Annotated in this window: 20 protein-coding genes, 1 tRNA gene and 2 riboswitches; of the genes, 16 read left to right on the top strand and 5 right to left on the bottom strand. The window is 33.6% G+C overall.

Annotated features, from left to right (window positions below; all coding sequences use genetic code 11):
- Window positions 1–21: 21 nt before the first annotated feature.
- The 5 genes from COE53_RS21365 (at window position 22) to tsaD (ending at window position 3,128) form a co-directional block, all read left to right on the top strand.
- Window positions 22–97 (top strand) — tRNA-Asp (locus COE53_RS21365).
- Between the two features lie 409 nt (window positions 98–506).
- The gene (gene tsaE, locus COE53_RS21360; RefSeq protein ID WP_056470004.1) at window positions 507–974 is read left to right on the top strand and encodes a tRNA (adenosine(37)-N6)-threonylcarbamoyltransferase complex ATPase subunit type 1 TsaE; all 468 of its coding nucleotides are present in this window, start codon (window positions 507–509) and stop codon (window positions 972–974) included.
- Window positions 955–1,647, top strand: coding sequence for a tRNA (adenosine(37)-N6)-threonylcarbamoyltransferase complex dimerization subunit type 1 TsaB (gene tsaB / locus COE53_RS21355; RefSeq protein WP_069033998.1), 693 nt, complete (start codon window positions 955–957; stop codon window positions 1,645–1,647). The genes tsaE and tsaB overlap by 20 nt, the downstream gene beginning before the upstream one ends.
- Window positions 1,648–1,656: 9 nt before the next feature.
- Window positions 1,657–2,109, top strand: coding sequence for a ribosomal protein S18-alanine N-acetyltransferase (rimI, locus tag COE53_RS21350; RefSeq protein WP_069033997.1), 453 nt, complete (start codon window positions 1,657–1,659; stop codon window positions 2,107–2,109).
- Window positions 2,106–3,128, top strand: a complete 1,023-nt coding sequence (tsaD, locus tag COE53_RS21345; RefSeq protein WP_483295441.1) for a tRNA (adenosine(37)-N6)-threonylcarbamoyltransferase complex transferase subunit TsaD — start codon at window positions 2,106–2,108, stop codon at window positions 3,126–3,128. The genes rimI and tsaD overlap by 4 nt, the downstream gene beginning before the upstream one ends.
- A 216-nt stretch (window positions 3,129–3,344) precedes the next feature.
- Here the strand turns inward: tsaD and COE53_RS21340 are convergent, their stop codons facing one another.
- Window positions 3,345–5,270: an ABC-F family ATP-binding cassette domain-containing protein gene (locus COE53_RS21340; RefSeq protein ID WP_098948690.1), complete on the bottom strand. Its 1,926-nt coding sequence runs from the start codon at window positions 5,268–5,270 to the stop codon at window positions 3,345–3,347.
- A gap of 161 nt (window positions 5,271–5,431) precedes the next feature.
- On the opposite strand from COE53_RS21340, the gene COE53_RS21335 reads away from it, so the two are divergent.
- Window positions 5,432–6,058 carry a redox-sensing transcriptional repressor Rex gene (locus COE53_RS21335; RefSeq protein ID WP_025672092.1) on the top strand — a complete coding sequence of 209 codons (627 nt, stop codon included), beginning with the start codon at window positions 5,432–5,434 and terminating at the stop codon, window positions 6,056–6,058.
- Between the two features lie 41 nt (window positions 6,059–6,099).
- Here the strand turns inward: COE53_RS21335 and COE53_RS21330 are convergent, their stop codons facing one another.
- Window positions 6,100–6,771, bottom strand: a complete 672-nt coding sequence (locus COE53_RS21330; RefSeq protein ID WP_069033994.1) for a CPBP family intramembrane glutamic endopeptidase — start codon at window positions 6,769–6,771, stop codon at window positions 6,100–6,102.
- A 274-nt stretch (window positions 6,772–7,045) separates the two neighbouring features.
- Here COE53_RS21330 and groES point away from each other — a divergent pair, with 274 nt between their 5' ends.
- Together groES and groL are read left to right on the top strand one after the other, a co-directional pair.
- Complete coding sequence (gene groES, locus COE53_RS21325; protein ID WP_025672094.1) at window positions 7,046–7,330, top strand: co-chaperone GroES; 285 nt, start codon at window positions 7,046–7,048, stop codon at window positions 7,328–7,330.
- Window positions 7,331–7,389: 59 nt separating this feature from the next.
- Window positions 7,390–9,015, top strand: coding sequence for a chaperonin GroEL (groL, locus tag COE53_RS21320; RefSeq protein ID WP_069033993.1), 1,626 nt, complete (start codon window positions 7,390–7,392; stop codon window positions 9,013–9,015).
- Window positions 9,016–9,434: 419 nt separating this feature from the next.
- On the opposite strand, the gene COE53_RS21315 is transcribed toward groL, so the two are convergent.
- Window positions 9,435–10,286 carry an ATP-dependent DNA ligase gene (locus tag COE53_RS21315; RefSeq protein ID WP_069033992.1) on the bottom strand — a complete coding sequence of 284 codons (852 nt, stop codon included), beginning with the start codon at window positions 10,284–10,286 and terminating at the stop codon, window positions 9,435–9,437.
- Window positions 10,287–10,518: 232 nt separating this feature from the next.
- On the opposite strand from COE53_RS21315, the gene COE53_RS21310 reads away from it, so the two are divergent.
- A complete protein-coding gene (locus COE53_RS21310) occupies window positions 10,519–10,920 on the top strand; it encodes a hypothetical protein (protein ID WP_069033991.1) in 402 nt (133 codons plus the stop codon).
- Between the two features lie 147 nt (window positions 10,921–11,067).
- Entirely contained in the window at window positions 11,068–11,826 is a 759-nt protein-coding gene (locus COE53_RS21305; protein WP_069033990.1) for a peptidoglycan recognition protein family protein, read from the top strand.
- Between the two features lie 40 nt (window positions 11,827–11,866).
- Here the strand turns inward: COE53_RS21305 and COE53_RS21300 are convergent, their stop codons facing one another.
- Together COE53_RS21300 and COE53_RS21295 are read right to left on the bottom strand one after the other, a co-directional pair.
- Window positions 11,867–12,187, bottom strand: a complete 321-nt coding sequence (locus COE53_RS21300) for a DMT family transporter (protein WP_056470039.1) — start codon at window positions 12,185–12,187, stop codon at window positions 11,867–11,869.
- A gap of 1 nt (window position 12,188) precedes the next feature.
- Window positions 12,189–12,536 carry a DMT family transporter gene (locus COE53_RS21295; protein WP_098948689.1) on the bottom strand — a complete coding sequence of 116 codons (348 nt, stop codon included), beginning with the start codon at window positions 12,534–12,536 and terminating at the stop codon, window positions 12,189–12,191.
- 190 nt (window positions 12,537–12,726) lie between these two features.
- Window positions 12,727–12,829: riboswitch (purine riboswitch) on the top strand.
- Window positions 12,830–12,975: 146 nt separating this feature from the next.
- Here COE53_RS21295 and guaA point away from each other — a divergent pair.
- The 6 genes from guaA to COE53_RS21265 all read left to right on the top strand — a co-directional run bounded on the left by guaA (window position 12,976) and on the right by COE53_RS21265 (window position 21,520).
- Window positions 12,976–14,511, top strand: a complete 1,536-nt coding sequence (gene guaA, locus COE53_RS21290) for a glutamine-hydrolyzing GMP synthase (protein WP_483295440.1) — start codon at window positions 12,976–12,978, stop codon at window positions 14,509–14,511.
- 279 nt (window positions 14,512–14,790) lie between these two features.
- Window positions 14,791–14,890: riboswitch (purine riboswitch) on the top strand.
- 170 nt (window positions 14,891–15,060) lie between these two features.
- Complete coding sequence (locus COE53_RS21285) at window positions 15,061–16,389, top strand: NCS2 family permease (protein ID WP_091024967.1); 1,329 nt, start codon at window positions 15,061–15,063, stop codon at window positions 16,387–16,389.
- Between the two features lie 111 nt (window positions 16,390–16,500).
- Window positions 16,501–17,058 carry a glycerol-3-phosphate responsive antiterminator gene (locus COE53_RS21280; RefSeq protein ID WP_069033985.1) on the top strand — a complete coding sequence of 186 codons (558 nt, stop codon included), beginning with the start codon at window positions 16,501–16,503 and terminating at the stop codon, window positions 17,056–17,058.
- 310 nt (window positions 17,059–17,368) lie between these two features.
- A complete protein-coding gene (locus COE53_RS21275; RefSeq protein WP_098948688.1) occupies window positions 17,369–18,193 on the top strand; it encodes an MIP/aquaporin family protein in 825 nt (274 codons plus the stop codon).
- A gap of 18 nt (window positions 18,194–18,211) precedes the next feature.
- A complete protein-coding gene (gene glpK, locus COE53_RS21270) occupies window positions 18,212–19,702 on the top strand; it encodes a glycerol kinase GlpK (RefSeq protein ID WP_098948687.1) in 1,491 nt (496 codons plus the stop codon).
- A gap of 132 nt (window positions 19,703–19,834) precedes the next feature.
- Window positions 19,835–21,520: a glycerol-3-phosphate dehydrogenase/oxidase gene (locus COE53_RS21265; RefSeq protein WP_098948686.1), complete on the top strand. Its 1,686-nt coding sequence runs from the start codon at window positions 19,835–19,837 to the stop codon at window positions 21,518–21,520.
- The last annotated feature ends 284 nt before the right edge of the window (window positions 21,521–21,804 follow it).

Raw genomic sequence — 21,804 nt, 5'->3', positions numbered from 1 at the left:
TCCTGTCCCCGCAACCAAATTGGTCCCGTGGTGTAGCGGTTAACATGCCTGCCTGTCACGCAGGAGATCGCCGGTTCGATCCCGGTCGGGACCGCCATACATACGATTCTTAAAACGAAACAAAAAATTGTTTCGTTTTTTTTATTATATTGGAAATGAGTAATATATAAATAGATTTAATTTCGTACAGTATTACTTTTAACGATTATAATTGTTTAAAACAGAAGCTGACAAAAGCAAAGACTGCTTAACTCAACCTTAATTAGTAAACGTGGGATGGTAGGTAAGAGATCAACAAGGAGTCTATGCGACTAGAAGACACTGCTTACGACATACGCAATGCGAGAGAAGTAACAAAATAAACGAAAACAACCTAAATATAAATTTCAATAATTTATTTAAACTATTCAAAAGAATATTACTGTTTGACATCCGCTTAATGTTTTGAAATGATATAATATGGCAAAGTTAGAAATAGACGAGTTAGAATTTTGGTGGTGAAGTAATTGGAAATTGTTTTACATACAAATACTGAGGAAGAAACTCAAGAAATTGCATTTTTTCTCGGACAATTAGTGCAACAAAAAGATGTAATATTATTAGAAGGAGATCTTGGTGCTGGAAAGACCACCTTTACAAAAGGTTTTGCTAAAGGTCTTGATGTAAAAAGAACGGTTAATAGTCCAACTTTTAATATTATCAAAGAATATAAAGGTAGAATTCCTCTATATCATATGGATGTTTATCGTTTAGAAGGTAGTAGTGAAGATTTAGGCTTTGATGAGTATTTTATGGGTGAAGGTGTTTGTGTTGTAGAATGGGCTCATTTAATTTCAGATTACTTACCAAATGAATTCTTAAAAATCATAATAACTCATGAAGAAAATGGTAGAATGATTACTTTTATTCCAAGTGGATCTAGGTATGAATTTATTTGTAAGGAGTTAATAAACAATGACCGTTTTAGCAATTGATACATCTACAAATGTTATGGGAATTAGTCTAATAAAAGATCAATCTGTTATTGGAGAAACGATAACATTTATTAATAAAAACCATTCTGTACGATTAATGCCAGCCATTAGTACTTTAATGGAAGAATGCAATATAAAACCAAAGGAACTATCTAAAATAGTAGTTGCAAAAGGTCCAGGCTCTTATACAGGTGTACGCATTGGTGTCACTGTGGCTAAATCATTAGCTTTCACTTTAAATATTCCAATTATCGGGGTTTCAAGTTTGAAGGTATTAGCTGCTAACGGACGATATTTTAATGGATTAGTTTGCCCATTATTTGATGCAAGACGCAACTTATTATTTACAGGTCTTTATGATTTTAGAGGACAGGTTACTAATGAGGTATTAGAAGACTGCAATATTGACCGAAGTATCTGGATTGAAAAGCTTAAATCTTATAATGAACAAATCTTATTTATTGGTAATGATGTATCAATTCATAAAGAATTTATTATTGAGCATTTAAAAGATCAAGCGGTCTTTGCAAAAGAAAGTTTGAATAACCAGAGACCAAGTGAACTGTATACATGTAGCTTAGAAGAAAAAGAAGAATCAGTTCATAATTTTGCACCAGAATATTTAAGATTATCAGAAGCAGAAGCTAATTGGCTAGCAAGCCAAGAAAAGTAGGAGGATATTATGATCTCATCGGTTGCTTTTCGTAAAATGAAAGAAGAAGATTTAGATCAAATAGTAGAAATTGAAAAACTATCATTCCCTACACCATGGACATATGATGCTTTTTATAATGAATTATATTCAAATCAATTTGCTAATTATATAGTGGCTGAAGTTGATGAGAAAATAATTGGTTATTGTGGATTATGGGTGGTTATTGACGAGGGACATATTACAAATATAGCTATTTTACCAGATTATAGGGGAGTAGGTCTTGGCGAAAAGCTACTTCGGGCGGTAATGGAAACTGCTAAAAATCTTGGAGCTGATACATTAACATTAGAAGTAAGGGTATCAAATCATGTAGCAATGGGACTATATCGAAAGCTGGGATTCCAAGATGGTGGTATTCGAAAAAGCTATTATACAGATAATTTTGAGGATGCATTAGTTATGTGGGTGAATTTGAAATGATAAATGAAAATTGTTTAATTCTTGCTATAGAGACAAGCTGTGATGAAACTTCAGCAGCAGTTGTTAAAAATGGAAATGAAATTTTAAGTAATGTAGTAGCTACTCAGATCGATATTCATAAACGTTTTGGTGGAGTTGTACCTGAAGTTGCTTCACGATTACATGTTGAGCAAATAACTTTAGTAATCGAAGAAGCAATGAAGCAAGCACAGGTAGAAAATGAGGATCTAGCTGCAGTTGCGGTTACAGAAGGTCCAGGACTTGTTGGAGCGTTACTAATTGGGGTAAATGCGGCAAAAGCAATTGCATTTGCACATGGATTACCGCTTATAGGTGTACACCACATTGCAGGTCATATTTATGCTAATCAACTTGTACAGCCCCTGCAATATCCGCTATTAGCCTTAGTAGTTTCTGGTGGACATACTGAGCTTGTCTACATGAAGGAAGATGGCGTCTTTGAGGTAATAGGTGAAACAAGGGATGATGCAGCAGGAGAAGCTTATGATAAGGTTGCTAGAACACTTAAATTACCTTATCCAGGTGGTCCTCACATTGATCGTCTCGCACAAGAAGGAAATGCAACCATTCCTTTTCCTAGAGCATGGTTAGAAGAGGGTAGCTATGATTTTAGTTTTAGTGGATTAAAGTCAGCAGTTATTAATTATATGCATAATGCTGAGCAAAGAGGCGAAGCTGTATCACCAGCTGATGTGGCAGCAAGTTTCCAAGAGAGTGTAATTGAAGTAATTGTTTCAAAAACAATTCAAGCTGCAAAAGAATATGATGTAAAACAAGTTTTATTAGCCGGAGGAGTTGCAGCTAATAAAGGGTTGAGAGCTACATTACAAGAAGAGATGAATGCTTTGAATAATATAGAATTAGTTATACCACCACTATCACTTTGTACAGATAATGCTGCGATGATTGGTGCTGCTGCATTTATTCGTTTGAAACAAGGAAAACTAGGTAATTTGGCATTAAACGGGAATCCAGGTTTGGATTTAGAAAATATGTAAGAAGTACTTATTCACAATTTTTTAATAAAATGTGGATAAGTACTTTTTATTTGTTAAAAACTTATTAAACTATGTGTACAAAATTGTGTATAACATTACTGTTTTTCTGTGGATAATGTGTATAAACCTGTGTAAAAGCTAAATAATAATTGAATATATGTGGATAAATATGTAGATAAGAAAAAACGGATAGCAAAAAGCTTATCCGTTTAGACATTATTCTTGTAAGTTTTCCCATTCTTCCATTAGGTCTATTAACTTAGCTTCGATATCATTTTTCTTAATTGTTAATTCTTGTACTAATTGAAAATCACCGTAAACCTCTGGCTTACATAATTCTAATTCAATCGTCTCTATATCAAGCTCAAATTGCGATATATTACTCTCAATTTCCTCTATACGGCGCTGAGTTTGACGGATTTTTTTCTTCAATTCTTTGTCTTGTTGATAATCAGAAACTGGTTGAGAAGTTTGTTTAACTTGTGAGAATGTAGCCTCTTTTTCTGCTTGTTCTTTTTCAAATGCTTCGTTTTTCTTAAATTGGTAATAGTCATAATCACCCAAATAAATTGATAATCCTGCTTTTGCTAGTTCAAAAGTTTTTGTGGATAATCTGTTCATAAAGTAACGATCATGAGAAACAAATAAAATAGTTCCAGGGTAATCTAATAAAGCATTTTCTAATACTTCTTTACTATCTAGATCTAAGTGGTTAGTAGGCTCATCCAGAATTAGGAAATTAGCTTTTTTCATCATAAGCTTAGCCAAAGCTAATCTTGCCTTTTCTCCACCACTTAAAGAAGTAACAATTTTTGTTACATCATCTCCAGAAAATAAAAAATTACCTAATATTGTTCGGATTTCTTGTTCGGCCTTTAATGGATAATCATCCCAAAGTTCATCTAAAACTCTTTTATTAGAAGTTAGTTTTGCTTGCTCTTGATCATAATAACCAACTGAAACATTTGCACCAAAATCAATCGTACCCTGTAATTTTTCTAAATCTCCAATAATTGTTTTAAGTAATGTCGATTTACCAACACCATTTGGACCGACTAATGCGACACTATCGCCTCGATTCAGAACGAATCTCATCGGCTGATCAATTGTTGGGATACGATCATAGCCAATAAATAAATCTTGTACAGACAACACATCATTACCGCTTTGTTTTTCAATTGCAAATGAAAAATTAGCAGAAGACTCGTCTCCAAGTGGCCTGTCTAATCGAACCATTCGATCTAATTGTTTCCTACGACTTTGAGCTCTTTTTGTAGTTGATGCACGTGCAATATTACGCTGCACAAAATCTTCAAGTTTAGAGATTTCCTCTTGTTGCTTTTCGAACTGTTTTAACTCTTGTTCATATTGAGCTGCCTTTAGCTCAAGGTACTTACTATAATTACCAACAAATCGTTGATGCTTATGATTAGATATTTCATAAACAATATTAACAACTTGATCAAGGAAATATCGATCGTGGGAAACGATTAATACTGCACCAGGGTATGACTGTAAGTAGCGCTCTAACCAACTAAGAGTGTCAATATCTAAATGGTTAGTAGGCTCATCCAAAATTAACAAGTCAGGCTTCGTCAACAATAGCTTACCTAATGCCAGTCTTGTTTTTTGTCCACCACTTAACGAAGAAATTTTTGTTTCGTAATCTTCATTACTAAAACCTAAACCACTAATAATTGAACGAATATCTGCTTCAAACTGGTAACCACCGTTTTCTTTGAAAGTATATTGAAGATGATCATATTCATTCATAACCTTGTCATAAACGGCTTGGTTAGAATAGACATCCTCTCTTGTCATTTTAACTTCTAATTTTCTCATATTGTCTTGCATCTCTACTAAATGATTGAAAACAGAATAATATTCTTCCCAAATCGTTTGATTGCTTTGTAAACCAGTGTTTTGGGCTAGGTAGCCTACAGTAACATCTTTAGGTTTATTTATTTCACCGCCATCATAAGATATTTCACCTGCTATGATTTTCAATAATGTAGATTTTCCCGCACCATTTCGACCAACAATGGCAACGCGATCACTCGTTTGAACTTCTAATTTTATATTTGAAAGTATAATGTCACTACCAAAATACTTTGAGACATTATTTACTTGTAAAAGAATCATGGATAACACCTCATTGCAAAATTTTTTATGTATGTAACTGTAGACTGTCAAAATTCTTAAATATAGTGTATATTTTACATTAGAACAAGTACTTTATTACTAAAATAAAGTTAAATTACACACCATAGTAAAAAGAATTACAGTAAGTGGGGGATTAAAAAATGGATTCGGAACAAATTAAAATTCCACAAGCTACTGCTAAACGTCTACCTTTATATTACCGTTTTATAAAGAATTTGTCTTTATCAGGTAAACAAAGAGTTTCTTCAGCAGAGTTAAGTGAAGCAGTAAAGGTAGATTCCGCTACAATCAGAAGAGATTTTTCTTATTTTGGAGCACTTGGTAAAAAAGGTTATGGCTATAACGTAAATTATTTATTAACTTTTTTCTCGAAAGCGCTTAACCAGCATGAAGTTATGAAAGTTGCATTAATTGGTGTTGGTAATTTAGGAACTGCATTCTTACACTATAATTTTATAAAAAATAATAATACAAAAATTGAGATGGCATTTGATATTGATCCAAATAAAATTGGTACTGAAATAGGTGGAGTACCCGTTTATAATCTAGATAATCTAGAGGAAGTTATGAATGAAGATATTCAAATCGTTATTTTAACTGTTCCTGCACCTGTAGCACAATCAATAGCTGATCGATTAAATGGAAAAAATATTAGAGGTATTTTAAATTTCACACCTGCACGAATTAGTGTACCAGAACATATTCGCATTCATCATATAGACTTAGCAGTTGAACTGCAAACATTGGCATATTTTTTACAACAATAAATTTATATTAATACAAAAACCCCCAAAAGAATTGGGGGTTTTTAATGTAAATTGATTTGCTGAAAAACGACAAAAGAGTTCATTAACATATGTGTTAAGATTGGTACCATAATTGAGTTTGTTCGTTTATACAAGTAACAAAATACAAAACCGATTAGAAAGTAAGATAAAAAGAAGGGCAAGTCACCGTGCATAAGCGAAAAGATCGCTGAACTAATTCCAGCAGATATAATAAATGGTAAACGATTATAAAGCCTCTTAAAAATGATTCGACGAAAAATAATCTCTTCTAAAATTGGTGCAACTAGACTTGGGATGATAATAAAAGCCGGATTAAGCTTTGCAATGTTTATGATATTTTGAGTATTTTCTGAGCCCTTATGTAAATGAAACACATAAATTAAAATTAAATTACAAACAATTTGAGTTAGCATTGTTATGAAGTAACCTAAAACAACCCAATTTATTATTGTACGATAATTAGTTTTTAAATGCTTTATTCCTTCATAAATGGGCTTATGTAATAAGATAAGGATAATAATTAATCCAGTTACGAAACTAATACAACCCCATAATGCCACTGCTTCAAGAGAAGCCGTTTTCTGATCCACTCCAGCGTATAAGTTACTATTTAATAAATAGGGCACTCCAAATACCGCTGAATATTGAAGAACGACATACGTTAATAAAATCCATAAATCTCTAGTTTTCAATACGATAGCTCCTTTGTGTTGATATTTTTCAGAACCCAAAGGTTTATAACAACACGTACATTATTTTACTCGTTTCTTATGTTTCTTAAAAGAAATTTTCACTTTTTATTTTACTTTTGATTGTAAAGAAAAAAACTTATTAAATTTCGACAAGAAAAGTGCCTGCTTCGGGCTTGCAAAATTTTTTGATATTATTTAAACTAATAATTGTGTTAGCACTCAATATACATGAGTGCTAAAAAATAATGATTTGATTATTGAGGAGGTATTACACATGTTAAAGCCATTAGGTGATCGTGTTGTAATTGAGCTTGTTGAGTCTGAAGAAAAAACTGCTAGTGGTATCGTGTTACCAGGTAGTGCACAAGAAAAGCCACAAGAAGGCAAAGTTGTTGCAGTAGGTACTGGCCGAGTACTTGAAAATGGTGAGCGCGTAGCTTTAGAAGTATCTGTAGGTGACCGCATTATCTTCTCTAAATATTCAGGAACAGAAGTTAAGTACGGTGGTACTGAATACTTAGTACTTCGCGAAAACGATATACTTGCAATCATAGGTTAATAAAATAATAATACTTAAATTAAAAAATATATTTTTTATATTATAAGGAGGTCATTTTCATGGCAAAGGACATTAGATTTGGTGAAGAAGCACGTCGCGCGATGTTACGTGGTGTAGACGCTTTAGCTGATGCTGTAAAAGTAACTTTAGGACCAAAAGGACGTAACGTAGTTCTTGAGAAAAAATTCGGTTCTCCATTAATTACAAATGATGGTGTTACAATCGCAAAAGAAATCGAATTAGAAGATGCATTTGAAAATATGGGTGCAAAATTAGTTGCAGAAGTTGCTAGCAAAACGAATGATGTTGCTGGGGACGGTACAACAACTGCGACAGTTTTAGCTCAAGCTATGATTCGTGAGGGTCTTAAAAACGTAACTGCTGGTGCAAACCCAATGGGTATCCGTAAAGGTATCGAAAAAGCAGTTGCTGTAGCAATCGAAGAATTAAAAACAATCTCAAAACCAATTGAAGGTAAAGAGTCAATCGCACAAGTTGCTGCAATTTCTTCAGCGGATCCAGAAGTTGGACAATTAATTGCTGAAGCAATGGAGCGCGTTGGTAACGATGGAGTTATTACTCTTGAAGAATCAAAAGGTTTCACAACTGAATTAGAAGTAGTTGAAGGTATGCAATTTGACCGTGGATACTCTTCTCCTTACATGGTTACAAATTCAGAGAAAATGGTCGCTGAATTAGAAAATCCATATATTTTAATCACAGATAAAAAAGTAACAAACATTCAAGAAATTTTACCAGTACTTGAGCAAGTTGTTCAACAAGGTAAACCACTATTAATCATTGCTGAGGATGTTGAAGGCGAAGCACAAGCAACAATCATCGTAAATAAATTACGTGGTACGTTCAATGCAGTTACTGTTAAAGCTCCTGGCTTCGGTGACCGTCGTAAGGCAATGTTAGAAGATATCGCGATCTTAACTGGCGGTGAAGTGATTACAGAAGAATTAGGATTAGATCTTAAAACAACTAACATCACTCAATTAGGTCGTGCTTCAAAAGTTGTAGTAACAAAAGAAAACACTACAATCGTTGAAGGTGCTGGTGAAACTGAAGCAATCCAAAGACGTATCGGCGTAATCCGTGCTCAATTAGAAGAAACTACTTCTGAATTTGATCGCGAAAAATTACAAGAGCGTTTAGCTAAATTAGCTGGTGGTGTAGCAGTAATCAAAGTTGGTGCTGCAACTGAAACTGAATTAAAAGAGCGTAAATTACGTATTGAGGATGCATTAAACTCTACACGCGCTGCAGTTGAAGAAGGTATTGTAGCTGGTGGTGGTACTGCATTAATGAGCGTATATAATAAAGTAGCTGCAATCGAAGCAGAAGGTGACGTAGCAACAGGTATCAACATCGTATTACGTGCACTTGAAGCTCCAGTTCGTCAAATCGCTACAAATGCTGGTCTAGAAGGATCAGTAATTATTGAGAAATTAAAAAGTGCGGAAGTTGGCGTTGGTTTCAATGCTGCTAACGGACAATGGGTAAACATGATTGAAGAAGGTATCGTTGACCCAACTAAAGTTACACGTTCTGCACTTCAAAACGCAGCATCTGTTTCAGCTATGTTCTTAACAACTGAAGCAGTAGTAGCTGACATTCCTGAGAAAAATGCTCCAGCAATGCCTGACATGGGCGGCATGGGCATGGGCGGCATGATGTAATAAAGAATAAACCCTTGAGCAATCAAGGGTTTTTTTTTGCATATAATTGCAACACTTTTACGATCGGTGTAGTCCATAATGAGAATAACTAACAGGTATTTGATGAAGAAATTGAATTAAATAGAACTAAGGCTTTATTGACTAAATATCGTTTAAATATGTATAGTAAATTTGATAATAGCAGAAAATCTTTGATGCAATATTGCAATTATATCAAATAACTTTTTAAGGATGATTTAGATGAATTTTGGTTTATATAGAGGATGCCTTTTTGGTCTTTTATTTTCTATACCATTTTGGTTGATCATATTATGGCTTATATTTAGATAGAAAAAAATAAACCCCTTCATATAAGTAAAAAGCTACTAATACTTTCTACATTTAAAGGGGGGTAGATCATTACTTTTAAAAAGTTATTTTTAAACAATAAAATCATGGAAAATTGGTTCAATTAATTCTCCGCTATTTAATTGACCTCTACTTTTTATCACACATCGAACTAACGGTTCTACATAAATATAATTTTTGTCTTCCCCAGTTTTTATATGCTTAGTTAGACTAAAGAAAGCTGTTTTTTGGCCGATATTCATCCCAAACTCTACTATCCCTACATTTACATACTCACCATTTTTTAATTCCGAGATTAATAATCCCATTCCTTGTTTTTTATATCCCGTTATATAGTAGTTACTATATCTCCAGTTAATGATCTTTAACCAATTTAGTGATCGATGTGCTGGTATATAAGTGGAATCTTTTGATTTAGCTACTATACCTTCAAGTCCAAGCGTTTTAATTTGCTCAAAAAACATCTCACCTTCCGACTCGATATAAAAACTTTTTTTAATTGATTCTTGATCTACTATAGTTTCTGAAAGGATTTTTTTTCGATAAGATAAAGGTTCTTTCATTAAGTTTTTATTTTTAAGGCGTAAAATATCAAAAACGATATATGTTAATGGAAATTGTTTGCTTCCTTGTATTATTTTGTATTCTTGAATAAAACTTACTCGATTGGTTGCAGCTTCAAAATCCTCTCTGCCGTCATTATAACAAACTAAAACACCGTCTAAGTAACAATCATCTAATTCGATATTTTCGAGTTCAGGGATTCTCTCTGTAATCTCCGTACCATTTCGATTAAAAAGTTTATTCTTTCCATTTTGCCTTTCAAGCATCATTCGAACACCATTTGATTTCAATTCAAAATAATGTTGATCAGAGTCAAATGGTTTATCAGCATTTTGTAATAGCATTGGTTCAATAAACATTTTTCATTTCGCTATCATGATTGTTGCTTTTCAACATAATCAAGATTCCTTTCTTTTTGATTTGATATATATAAATAACATAAATTTTCTTATTTTCTTTTATAGCAATAATTCATTCTATTTTTAGTCTTCCACTAGTTAATGTACTTTTATTTCTAATGTATTTCAAGTCATAACTCGTCTAATTTCACAATAAGATTAATTATCTTCTAATGAAAAGTGGTGTTATGAAATGGGGAGGAAAAATAATTTCAAAATTACCGAACCGATGTTGAACGAGTACTATGATTTGAGTCAAAAAAAGAAAGATATTGAAAATCAGTTAGAAGAATTACAAAAGATTTTTCATGGATACTTTGATCATCAAGTTGGAATGAATGAAAAAGGTGAACTAATTATTAATAATTTAAAACTTGAACGAATCATAAGAAAAAAAGAGAAATTTAATGAAGATAAGACAATTCATAAATTAGAAGAACTAAACTTGACTGATTTAATACAAATTGTAAGAAAACCAGATGGAGATAAGATCAAGTCTGCTATTAATTTGGGATTGTTAAAAGAGAAGGATTTGGATGGATGTATATCTGTTAATTCTTCACAAGCAATTTATGTTAAACCACTAAAAAAGTAATTAGTATCAAGTATTCCGAGAGAGTATCTAATACTCTCTTTTTTTATGTAACGAATTTTATCTTTTAGAATACTGTATTAATATACATGTCCAAGTATTCGGATGGAAATTGTTTGGACATGCCAATATTGAAAAGGAGTGCTAATTTTGGCAACTTGGAGAAATGATTATATTTCGATGAACAAGTATACGAGGCCGTCAATAAAATTGAAAGAAGTTAGAAAAATTGTGCTGCATTGGACAGCCAATCCGGGGGCAAGTGCACAAAGTCACCAAAGGTATTTTAACGGTATAGCGATTAAAAATAAAACATATGCATCTGCTCATATTTTTGTTGATTCGAAAGAGGCAATCTGTATTATTCCGCTTGATGAAGTAGCTTATCATGCAAATGATCATTATGAAAGAAATAGTAATGGTGGTGTATTTAGAGGGGTGGATGCACTAGCTCCGAACGCAAATAAGCTTTCAATTGGAGTTGAAATGTGTGTCGAAAAGGATGGTACTATTTCACAATACACATTAACACGTACGATCAGAGTAATTGCTGAATTATGTAAGATGTTTAAATTAAATGCAAATGACATTGTAAGACATTATGACATAACACATAAGCCATGTCCAAAAACCTTCATAGACCACCCAGAGCAATTTAACGAGTTTAAAGCACAAGTGAATGCCATCTTAAATCCCCCGATAACTCAGACAGATTCAATTCCATACCCTGGTATTTTAAAAGAAGGATCAAGAGGTGAATCTGTAAAAAAGGTTCAACAAAAACTAAAAATAACAGCAGATGGAATTTTTGGACCAGTTACTGAAAATGCAGTTAAAAAATTTCAAGCAAGTAATGGACTAGTTGTCGATGGAATTGTTGGAAAAAACACTTGGGGAAAGCTGTTTTAAAAGACAAAAATCCCTATTTCTTTTTCAAATAGGGATTTTTTTAATGAGGTGAGATGATTTTTAAACCAATAACAGAACCAATTACCAATGTGATAAATAATAGTCTTTTCCATTCACGTGATTCATTAAAGAACAACATGCCTATTAAAACAGAACCAGCGGCACCTATACCAGTCCAGATTGTATAGCCTGTTCCGACGGGTATAACCTTTAAGGCCTTTGATAATAAGTAAAAACTAGTCCATCCAGATAGAATACACAAAATGGAGTAGTTAAGTTTTTTAAAATTATTCGATAGCTTCATAAAAATGACAAAGCCGACTTCACCCAAACCCGCAATAAATAAAAATAACCAAGCCATTTTATGCTGCATCTCCTTTCTCTGCTTTTTTATCATCTGAAGTTAATTTTAAGCCAATAATTCCGGATAATAATGTAATTACCAAAACAACTTTCAATATAGAGGCAGATTCATTTAAAAATAACATTCCTATAATAACTGTCCCAACGGCACCGATTCCTGTAAAAACTGCGTAGGCAGTACCTATTGGAATATCTCTTATTGCTTTTGAAAATAAATAAAAGCTAAACAAGATCCCAGCAATAGTTAAAATTGTTGGCAACAAATTTGTAAATCCTTCTGAGTATTTTAGTCCAAATGCCCAGGCAATTTCGGAAACCCCCGCTATAACTAAGTAAATCCAACTCATAAAAAATCTCCCCTTTATAGCAGACTAAATAAATGATTTTGACTCGACAAACTACCTACCGTTCGTTAGTTAAAAGATACACTATAATCTTATTCATGACAAGTTGTAACGTTTCCACAAAAATTTATTTTTTTTATGCATTGAAATACCTTGACCGAAAAATTATACATTGTTAGAATGAGACAATAATACAATATTCGTCATTATTCTTCATATATCCTCGACAATACGGGTCGAGAGTCTCTACCGGGGCGCCGTAACATGCCCTGACTATGAAGGCAGTCTGACTTTGTTTAATTTAAGTCTGATTTTCTGCCTTCTTATGCGTATTTTTCGTATGTAAAAAGAGTAGAAAATCGGCTTTTTTTATTTTTTTTGGGAAAAATAGTATCAGTTTAACTGATACGTTAATTCAATATATATAGATGGGGTGACCGTTTTGCAACAACATGACACAATTGTAGTACTAGATTTTGGAAGTCAGTATAACCAACTTATAGCACGACGTATCCGTGAGTTTGGCGTTTATAGTGAATTACGTCCTCATACAATAACTGCAGAGGAAATTAAGCAAATGGGTGCTAAAGGGATCGTTTTCTCTGGCGGACCAAATAGCGTATATGGCGAAAATGCTTTTTTCTGTGATGAAGCAATTTTTGATTTAGAAATTCCAATCTTAGGTATTTGTTACGGAATGCAGTTAATGACGCAACATTTTGGCGGAACGGTAGCTAGAGCTGACCAACGTGAATACGGTAAAGCTGAATTAAATATTCAAAATCCGTCTGCTTTATTAAAAGACCTGCCTTCAGACCATGTAGTTTGGATGAGCCACGGTGATAAAGTAATGCAACAACCAGAAGGATTCGTTGTAGATGCAACTAGTGCTTCTTGCCCAATCGCTGCAATGAGTAACGAAGCTAAAAAAATGTATGGTGTACAATTCCACCCGGAAGTTCGTCACTCTGAATATGGAAATGATCTATTAAAGAATTTCGTATTCAATATTTGCGAATGTGAAGCAAACTGGTCAATGAAAAACTACATTGAAGTTGAACTTGAAAATATTCGTAATACTGTTGGCGACAAAAAAGTACTTTGTGCACTTAGTGGTGGTGTTGATTCTTCAGTAGTTGCAGTATTAATTCATAAAGCAATTGGTGATCAATTAACATGTATCTTCGTTGACCATGGTTTATTACGTAAAGATGAAGCTGAAGGCGTTATGAAGACGTTTAGCGAAGGCTTCAACATGAATGTAATTAAAGTAGATGCTAGAGAGCGTTTCTTAAGTAAACTTGCTGGCGTTTCTGATCCAGAAGAAAAACGTAAAATTATCGGTAATGAATTCATCTATGTATTTGATGATGAAGCAGCTAAATTAGAAGGTATGGATTTCTTAGCTCAAGGAACTCTTTATACAGATATTATCGAGAGCGGTACGGCTACAGCTCAAACGATCAAATCACATCATAATGTAGGTGGATTACCTGAAGACATGCAATTCACGTTAATTGAGCCTTTAAATACATTATTTAAAGACGAAGTACGTGCAGTTGGAACTGAATTAGGAATTCCAGATGCAATCGTTTGGAGACAACCATTCCCAGGACCAGGTCTAGGAATTCGTGTATTAGGTGAAATTACTGATCAAAAACTTGAAATCGTTCGTGAATCAGATGCAATTTTACGTGAAGAAATTGCTTTAGCTGGTTTAGATAAAGAAATTTGGCAATATTTCACGGTATTACCTGACATCCGTAGTGTTGGTGTAATGGGTGACGAACGTACGTATGATTACACAGTAGGTATTCGTGCAGTTACGTCGATCGATGGAATGACTGCTGACTGGGCACGTATTGATTGGGATGTACTACAAAAAATCTCAACTCGTATTGTAAATGAAGTTAAACACGTAAACCGTATAGTTTATGATGTAACTAGTAAGCCACCTGCAACGATTGAGTGGGAATAATTTAAAACGGCTATAATCTCTTCTAAGGGATTATAGCTTTTTTTTGTAATTAGAGTTTTAAAAATTTTTATTATTGATCAATTTATAGTACAATAATTATTAGAATTTACAGTGAATTACATGATTTATTTTACTGATACGTGAATATCCTAATGATTAAGTATAATAGAATAACTAAAATATGGTAAAAACGAACGAAAACGAATATTTTATAAAAAATGTTCGTTTTTTTGTTGACACTAACTAAAACTGATTGTAATATAAGGATGTAAATTAAATAAATAATTTGTCAAAACTTGTCGTATAGGCTAGTAAATATGGACTAGCGTCTCTACCCGCCACCGTAAAATGGCGGACTACGAAGTAATGATTTCTGAAAGTAATTAACCCACTATGTTGCTATTATTCTATTATTCTAGGGTTAATAACTTCAGAATGAAACTGCTCGTGATAGGCGCTTTTACCTTTGTGTAAAAGTGCCTTTTCTATTTTATAAAATAGAGACCGACTTTTAAGACTAAAACTTAGGAGGATCATATGAAAGAACGTATCAGTAATTATTTTGAGTTCAACAAGTTAGGCACATCATATCGTCAAGAAACAATTGCTGGTTTAACTACATTCTTAGCAATGGCTTATATTTTATTTGTAAATCCATCAATTTTATCATTATCAGATATTAAGGATTTCCCAGAAGCTTTAAGAATGAATAAAGAGGCAATCTTTGTAGCTACATCATTAGCTGCAGCATACGGATCGATTTTAATGGGTATATATGCGAAATATCCAATTGCTTTAGCACCAGGTATGGGATTAAATGCATTCTTTGCTTTTAACGTAGTTCTTGGAATGGGTATTCCATGGCAAACAGCATTAGCTGGCGTATTCGTATCAGGTATCATTTTTATCATTCTTTCATTAACTGGTCTTCGTGAACAAATTATAAATGCAATTCCAATTGAATTAAAATTAGCAATTGGTAGCGGTATTGGATTCTTTATTACTTTTGTCGGTTTAAAAAACTCAGGTATTATCGTAAGTAACCCTGCGACATTCGTATCACTTGGTAAATTAAATGAACCTGCTGTTTTATTAACGATTTTCGGTTTAGTTATTACTGTAGTTTTAATGGCTAGAAAAATAAAAGCCGGTGTATTTTTAGGTATGATCATTACTGCAATCGCAGGTATGATTTTTGGAATTATCGACTTACCATCTTCAGTTGTTGGTCCAGTACCAAGTATTGCTCCAACATTTGGTCAAGCAATTAAACATATTCCAGATGTTTTCTCTTCAGGTAAAATGTTTGCTGTAGTATTAACTTTCTTTATTGTAGATTTCTTTGATGCAACTGGTACATTAGTAGCTGTAGCTAACCAAGCTGGATTATTAAAAGAAAACAAACTTGAAAGAGCTGGTAAAGCATTAATGGTTGATGCAACTGCTGTAGTAGTTGGTTCAACTTTAGGTACAAGTACTACTACTTCTTATATTGAGTCAACTGCTGGTGTAGCTGCTGGTGGACGTACTGGATTCTCAGCAGTAGTAACAGGTATTCTTTTCTTATTAGCATTATTCTTCGCACCACTTTTAGGAGTAGTAACTGCAGCGGTAACTTCACCTGCTTTAATCGTAGTCGGAGTTTTAATGGTTTCATCTATTGGTCAAATTGATTGGAAAAAGTTCGAAATTGCTGTTCCAGCATTCTTTACAATTATTGCAATGCCTCTAACTTATAGTATTGCAACTGGTATCGCAGTTGGATTCATTTTCTATCCGATTTCAATGATTGCTGCTGGAAAAGCGAAAAAAATTCATCCTGTAATGTATGTGTTGTTTGTAGTATTCCTATTATTCTTAGCGTATTTCAGAGAGTAGATCTAAAGTTAAAAATAGTCTGTACAATGAAAATTCTTTCATTGTACAGGCTTTTTCTTTTTTTTTTAATTGTGTACTATAAAAGTAAAAAATTCTATAGGGGTAATATTGATGGATTTTCATGAACAAAAGATTCTACCAGCCGTTAGAAAAATAAAGGATTTAGAAAAATTATTAACTACACCGTATAAATATATTGTTATTCTTGATATTCATATTGGTCAATTGAAAAGTGTAGTTTCTCTTGCTAAGCAACATGGAAAGAAAGTATTTTTACATGTCGACCTTATACATGGTTTACAAAGTGATGGGCATGCAGCGGAATTTCTTTGTCAAGAATACAAGCCAGATGGATTACTTTCTACAAAATCCAATGTTATTTTAAAGGCTAAGCAAAAAGGGGTTATTGCCATCCAACGGATCTTTTTGATTGACTCCGGAGCAATGGAAAAAAGTTTTTTGTTATTAGAAAAAACAAAGCCCGATTACATTGAAGTGTTACCAGGAGCGCTTACGAATGTTATTGGAGAGGTAAAAGAAAGAACTGGTATACCTATTTTAGCTGGTGGATTTATAAGAACTGTTGAAGATGTGGATGCAGCTTTAAATGCTGGTGCTACTGCAATTACAACATCGGATAAAGACTTATGGAAAAAATTCCTAAAATAATGGCAGAAATGTGAAAATTCTTGTTGACACCGCTTTCATTTGAGGTTAGCATAAAAGACAAGTTAATAAACGTGACGGAGAAATGAAGAGATCCACAATTAATTGTTTCTATTTATTAATAGAAGCTGATTGATTGTGGGTCTTTTTGTTTTTAGGCTCAGTTAATAATTGGTATGCACTAATATCATACTCGTTGTCTCAATACTTCTTTTCTATATTAACAGAGTTATTATTAAAAAGAATGGCCATTCGATTTATTTTCGCTCACGAGAAAACTTAATCTTAAATTGAATGTGGATGGAGTGAAATTATGTCAGGATTTTTAGGGGAATTAATTGGAACTGCTTTGCTAATTGTTTTAGGTGGAGGAGTTTGTGCAGGTGTAAGTTTAAAAAAATCATTTGCTAAGGATTCAGGTTGGATTGTAATAACTCTAGGATGGGGTCTAGCAGTTGCAATATCTGTTTATGCAGTAGGAAGTATTAGTGGAGCGCATTTAAATCCAGCTGTTACTTTAGCATTAGCTTTTAAAGGCTCATTTCCATGGAGTCAAGTACCCGAATACATTGCAGCACAAATGATTGGTGCTATGATCGGAGCAACAATTGTTTATTTACATTATCTACCTCATTGGAAAGAAACAGAAGATCCAGGAACAAAATTAGGTGTATTTGCAACGGGTCCTGCTATTCCTAATACATTTGCAAATCTTTTAAGTGAATTGATTGGAACGTTCATCTTAGTTTTTGGTATTTTAGCAATTGGGTCAAATAAATTTGCAGATGGTTTAAATCCTTTTATCGTAGGTTTCTTAATTGTTAGCATTGGTTTATCATTAGGCGGAACGACTGGTTATGCAATTAATCCGGCTCGTGACTTAGGACCTCGCATTGCACACTTTTTATTACCTATTACTGGTAAAGGGGGTTCAAATTGGAAATACGCATGGATTCCAGTTGTTGGGCCAGCATTAGGAGGATCACTTGCAGGATTATTCTATCAAATTATTTTTGAAGGTAAGCATAACTCTGCAATTATTTATTTAGGAATTGTAACAGTTGGTATTTTAATAGTTTCTTATTTAACAAGTAAAAAGAGTCAAAGTCATTCAAATAATAGAAAAGTAGTAGCTTAATGAGGAGATGGGACGATTATGAATAAATACATTCTTTCTTTAGATCAAGGTACAACAAGTTCTCGTGCAATTCTATTTAATAAAAATGGCAAAATAGTCCATGTTGCACAAAAAGAATTTACACAGCATTTTCCAAAGCCAGGATGGGTTGAGCATAATGCGCAAGAAATTTGGGGGTCAATTTTAGCTGTTATTGCTACTTGTTTAAGTGAAGCAGATGTAAAACCTGAGCAAATTGTAGGTATAGGTATTACAAATCAACGCGAAACAACAGTTGTGTGGGACAAAACAACTGGAAAACCAATCTATAATGCAATCGTGTGGCAATCACGTCAAACGAGTGAGATATGTGATGATCTAAAAGAGAAAGGCTATGGAGAGGTTGTTCGTGAAAAAACAGGTCTTTTAATTGATGCCTATTTCTCTGGAACAAAAGTTAAGTGGATTCTAGATAATGTAGAAGGTGCAAGAGAGAAAGCAGAACGTGGTGAATTATTATTTGGAACAATTGATACTTGGCTTGTATGGAAATTATCTGGAGGCAATGTACATGTTACGGATTATTCAAATGCATCACGTACATTAATGTATAACATTCATGACTTAAGTTGGGATGATGAGCTACTTGAAATGCTAACGGTACCAAAAAGTATGCTTCCAGAAGTACGATCTTCTTCTGAAGTATATGGCCATACTGTTGATTACCATTTCTTTGGTCAAAATGTACCTATTGCAGGGATAGCTGGTGACCAACAAGCTGCGTTATTTGGTCAAGCTTGCTTTAGCGAAGGAATGGCGAAAAATACTTATGGTACTGGTTGTTTTATGTTAATGAATACTGGTGAAAAAGCGGTAAAATCTAATCATGGCTTATTAACAACAATTGCATGGGGCCTAAATGGAAAAGTTGAATATGCTTTAGAAGGAAGTATTTTCGTAGCAGGTTCCGCTATTCAATGGTTACGTGATGGAATGCGCATGTTTAAAGATGCTAGTAATAGTGAGGAATATGCTACTAGAGTTCAATCTACAGATGGAGTTTATATTGTACCCGCATTTGTTGGTCTAGGTACTCCTTATTGGGATAGTGAAGTACGGGGAGCGGTTTTTGGATTAACTCGTGGAACAACGAAGGAACATTTTATTCGTGCAACACTGGAAGCATTAGCTTATCAAACCAAAGATGTATTATGTGCAATGGAAGCTGATTCGGGTATTGAACTAAAAACTTTACGTGTGGATGGTGGAGCAGTTAAGAATAATTTCTTAATGCAATTCCAAAGTGACCTATTAGATGTCCCAGTTGAACGTCCTGAAGTAAATGAAACAACTGCTTTAGGTGCAGCTTATTTAGCAGGTCTAGCTGTTGGTTATTGGGAAAATCAAGAAACAATCTCAAAACAATGGAACATGGATAAGAGATTTAAACCGGAAATGCAAGATGATAAAAGAGAAGAACTATACAGTGGTTGGAAAAAAGCAATAGAAGCAACAAAAGCTTTCAAATAACATAGTATAGTGTTAAAATAGAAACAAGTTAATATTTCGGTAGGAGATTTAGAGAGACCACAACATGCTATAGAAGAATTTCTATAGTGATGTTTGTGGTCTCTTTTTTTCGTATTTTAAGGAGGAAAAGCCATGAAATTTTCAGGTGCACTACGAAAAGATGTCATAAAAACAGTAAATAAAAGAGAATTAGATGTAATCGTAATCGGTGGAGGTATAACTGGAGCTGGTATTGCCTTAGATGCTAGTACACGTGGATTATCAGCAATCGTATTTGAAATGCAAGACTTTGCAGCAGGTACATCTAGTCGTTCAACTAAGCTTGTACATGGTGGATTACGATACTTAAAACAATTAGAAGTAAAAATGGTAGCAGAAGTTGGGAAAGAACGTGCAATTGTTTACGAAAATGGTCCTCACGTAACAACTCCAGAATGGATGTTATTACCTTTCCATAAAGGTGGTACATTTGGTGCATATAGTACATCAATAGGATTAAGGATTTATGATTTCCTAGCTGGTGTAAAAAGAAGTGAACGCAGAAAAATGTTTAATCGTGAACAAACGATTGAAAAAGAGCCACTTGTAAAACAAGAAGGGCTAAAAGGTGGCGGATACTATGTAGAGTACCGCACAGATGATGCTCGTCTAACAATTGAGGTAATGAAAGAAGCAATTGCTCATGGGGCTAAAGCAGTGAACTATGCTAAAGTAGATGGTTTCTTATATAAAGATGGTAAAGTATGCGGTGTAATTGTCGTTGATCTATTGGATGGTGAAGTATATGAAGTATACGGCAAAAAAATTGTAAATGCAGCGGGACCCTGGGTTGATTCACTACGTGAAATGGATCAATCAAAGAGAGGTAAGGTATTACAGCTATCTAAAGGTGTTCACTTAGTTATTGATCATAGCCGTTTCCCGCTCGGTCAAGCAATCTATTTTGATACGCCAGACGGACGTATGGTATTTGCGATTCCTCGAGATGGAAAGACATATGTTGGTACAACAGATACATTTTATAATGAAGATGCTGCGAAACCACAAATGACTAATGAAGACTGTAACTATATTATCAATGCAATCAACTATATGTTTCCAACAATAAATATCTCGAAAAAGGATATAGAATCAAGTTGGGCAGGGGTACGTCCGTTAATATATGAAGAAGGGAAAAGTGCATCCGAAATTTCACGCAAAGATGAAATTTGGACTTCAAATTCTGGCTTAATAACAATTGCTGGTGGAAAGTTAACGGGGTATCGAAAAATGGCCGAAACGGTAATCGACTATGTAATTGGATTACTAAAAAAGGAAGGATACAATTCTAACTATATAAAAAGTAAGACAAAACATATGCCTATCTCTGGTGGACATGTAGGTGGAGCATCACAATTTTCTAAATATATTTCTGAAAAAACCAAAGAAGGAATCAAGTATGGTTTGTCAGAAAATAAAGCTGAACGTTTTACAAAATTTTATGGTTCCAATGTTGATACATTATTTCAGTTAGCAAGTCAATACAGAATGGTGGCTAATCAATATAATTTACCTTTAGATGTCTTCGTACCGCTTTTATATGCAATAGACTTTGAGATGGTTGTAAAACCAGTCGACTTTTTTATACGTCGTACTGGTGCATTGTTCTTCAATATTCATTGGGTATATGAATGGAGAGACTCAGTAATTGAATTTATGTCAATAAAGCTAGAGTGGAGTAAGGAACAAAAAGCAAAATACACTACAGAGTTAGATCAAGCATTAGTAGAAGCAGTGAAACCAATTGGAAAATTTAAGAAGAATGCAACGTTAGCTTAAAGGATCAAAGGATGCTTCTTTATGAAGCATCCTATTAAAGTGAATATAGTAACTATTGTTAATAAAGAGCTCAGGTAAATGGAACATTCTGAATAATAGTTCTTTTATTTTGGTATTGTAATTAATTTAAATAGCTGATATATTATTCTATGTTGTCCCAAACGAGGGAAAACAAATGAAATAAAAAAACAAAAAACATTTAAAAAAGTTGTTGACTAAAACAAGCTTTAAATGATATGATTTATAAGTCGCTTCTGAAGCGATGAAGTGAACTTTGAAAACTA

This window comes from Bacillus sp. AFS029533, assembly GCF_002585125.1.
Taxonomy (GTDB): domain Bacteria; phylum Bacillota; class Bacilli; order Bacillales; family Bacillaceae_G; genus Gottfriedia; species Gottfriedia luciferensis_B.
Note: the sequence above shows the minus strand (reverse complement) of the source record. Positions and strands in the feature narration are given on the sequence as shown.

Coding starts and splice junctions, on each gene's coding strand:
- COE53_RS21335 (WP_025672092.1), top strand. CDS start 5,432: ATGGATTCGGAACAAATTAAAATTCCACAAGCTACTGCTAAACGTCTA.
- glpK (WP_098948687.1), top strand. CDS start 18,212: ATGAATAAATACATTCTTTCTTTAGATCAAGGTACAACAAGTTCTCGT.
- rimI (WP_069033997.1), top strand. CDS start 1,657: ATGATCTCATCGGTTGCTTTTCGTAAAATGAAAGAAGAAGATTTAGAT.
- tsaD (WP_483295441.1), top strand. CDS start 2,106: ATGATAAATGAAAATTGTTTAATTCTTGCTATAGAGACAAGCTGTGAT.
- groL (WP_069033993.1), top strand. CDS start 7,390: ATGGCAAAGGACATTAGATTTGGTGAAGAAGCACGTCGCGCGATGTTA.
- COE53_RS21280 (WP_069033985.1), top strand. CDS start 16,501: ATGGATTTTCATGAACAAAAGATTCTACCAGCCGTTAGAAAAATAAAG.
- groES (WP_025672094.1), top strand. CDS start 7,046: ATGTTAAAGCCATTAGGTGATCGTGTTGTAATTGAGCTTGTTGAGTCT.
- tsaB (WP_069033998.1), top strand. CDS start 955: ATGACCGTTTTAGCAATTGATACATCTACAAATGTTATGGGAATTAGT.
- COE53_RS21275 (WP_098948688.1), top strand. CDS start 17,369: ATGTCAGGATTTTTAGGGGAATTAATTGGAACTGCTTTGCTAATTGTT.
- COE53_RS21340 (WP_098948690.1), bottom strand. CDS start 5,270: ATGATTCTTTTACAAGTAAATAATGTCTCAAAGTATTTTGGTAGTGAC.
- COE53_RS21265 (WP_098948686.1), top strand. CDS start 19,835: ATGAAATTTTCAGGTGCACTACGAAAAGATGTCATAAAAACAGTAAAT.
- COE53_RS21300 (WP_056470039.1), bottom strand. CDS start 12,187: ATGGCTTGGTTATTTTTATTTATTGCGGGTTTGGGTGAAGTCGGCTTT.
- COE53_RS21295 (WP_098948689.1), bottom strand. CDS start 12,536: ATGAGTTGGATTTACTTAGTTATAGCGGGGGTTTCCGAAATTGCCTGG.
- COE53_RS21315 (WP_069033992.1), bottom strand. CDS start 10,286: ATGTTTATTGAACCAATGCTATTACAAAATGCTGATAAACCATTTGAC.
- COE53_RS21310 (WP_069033991.1), top strand. CDS start 10,519: ATGGGGAGGAAAAATAATTTCAAAATTACCGAACCGATGTTGAACGAG.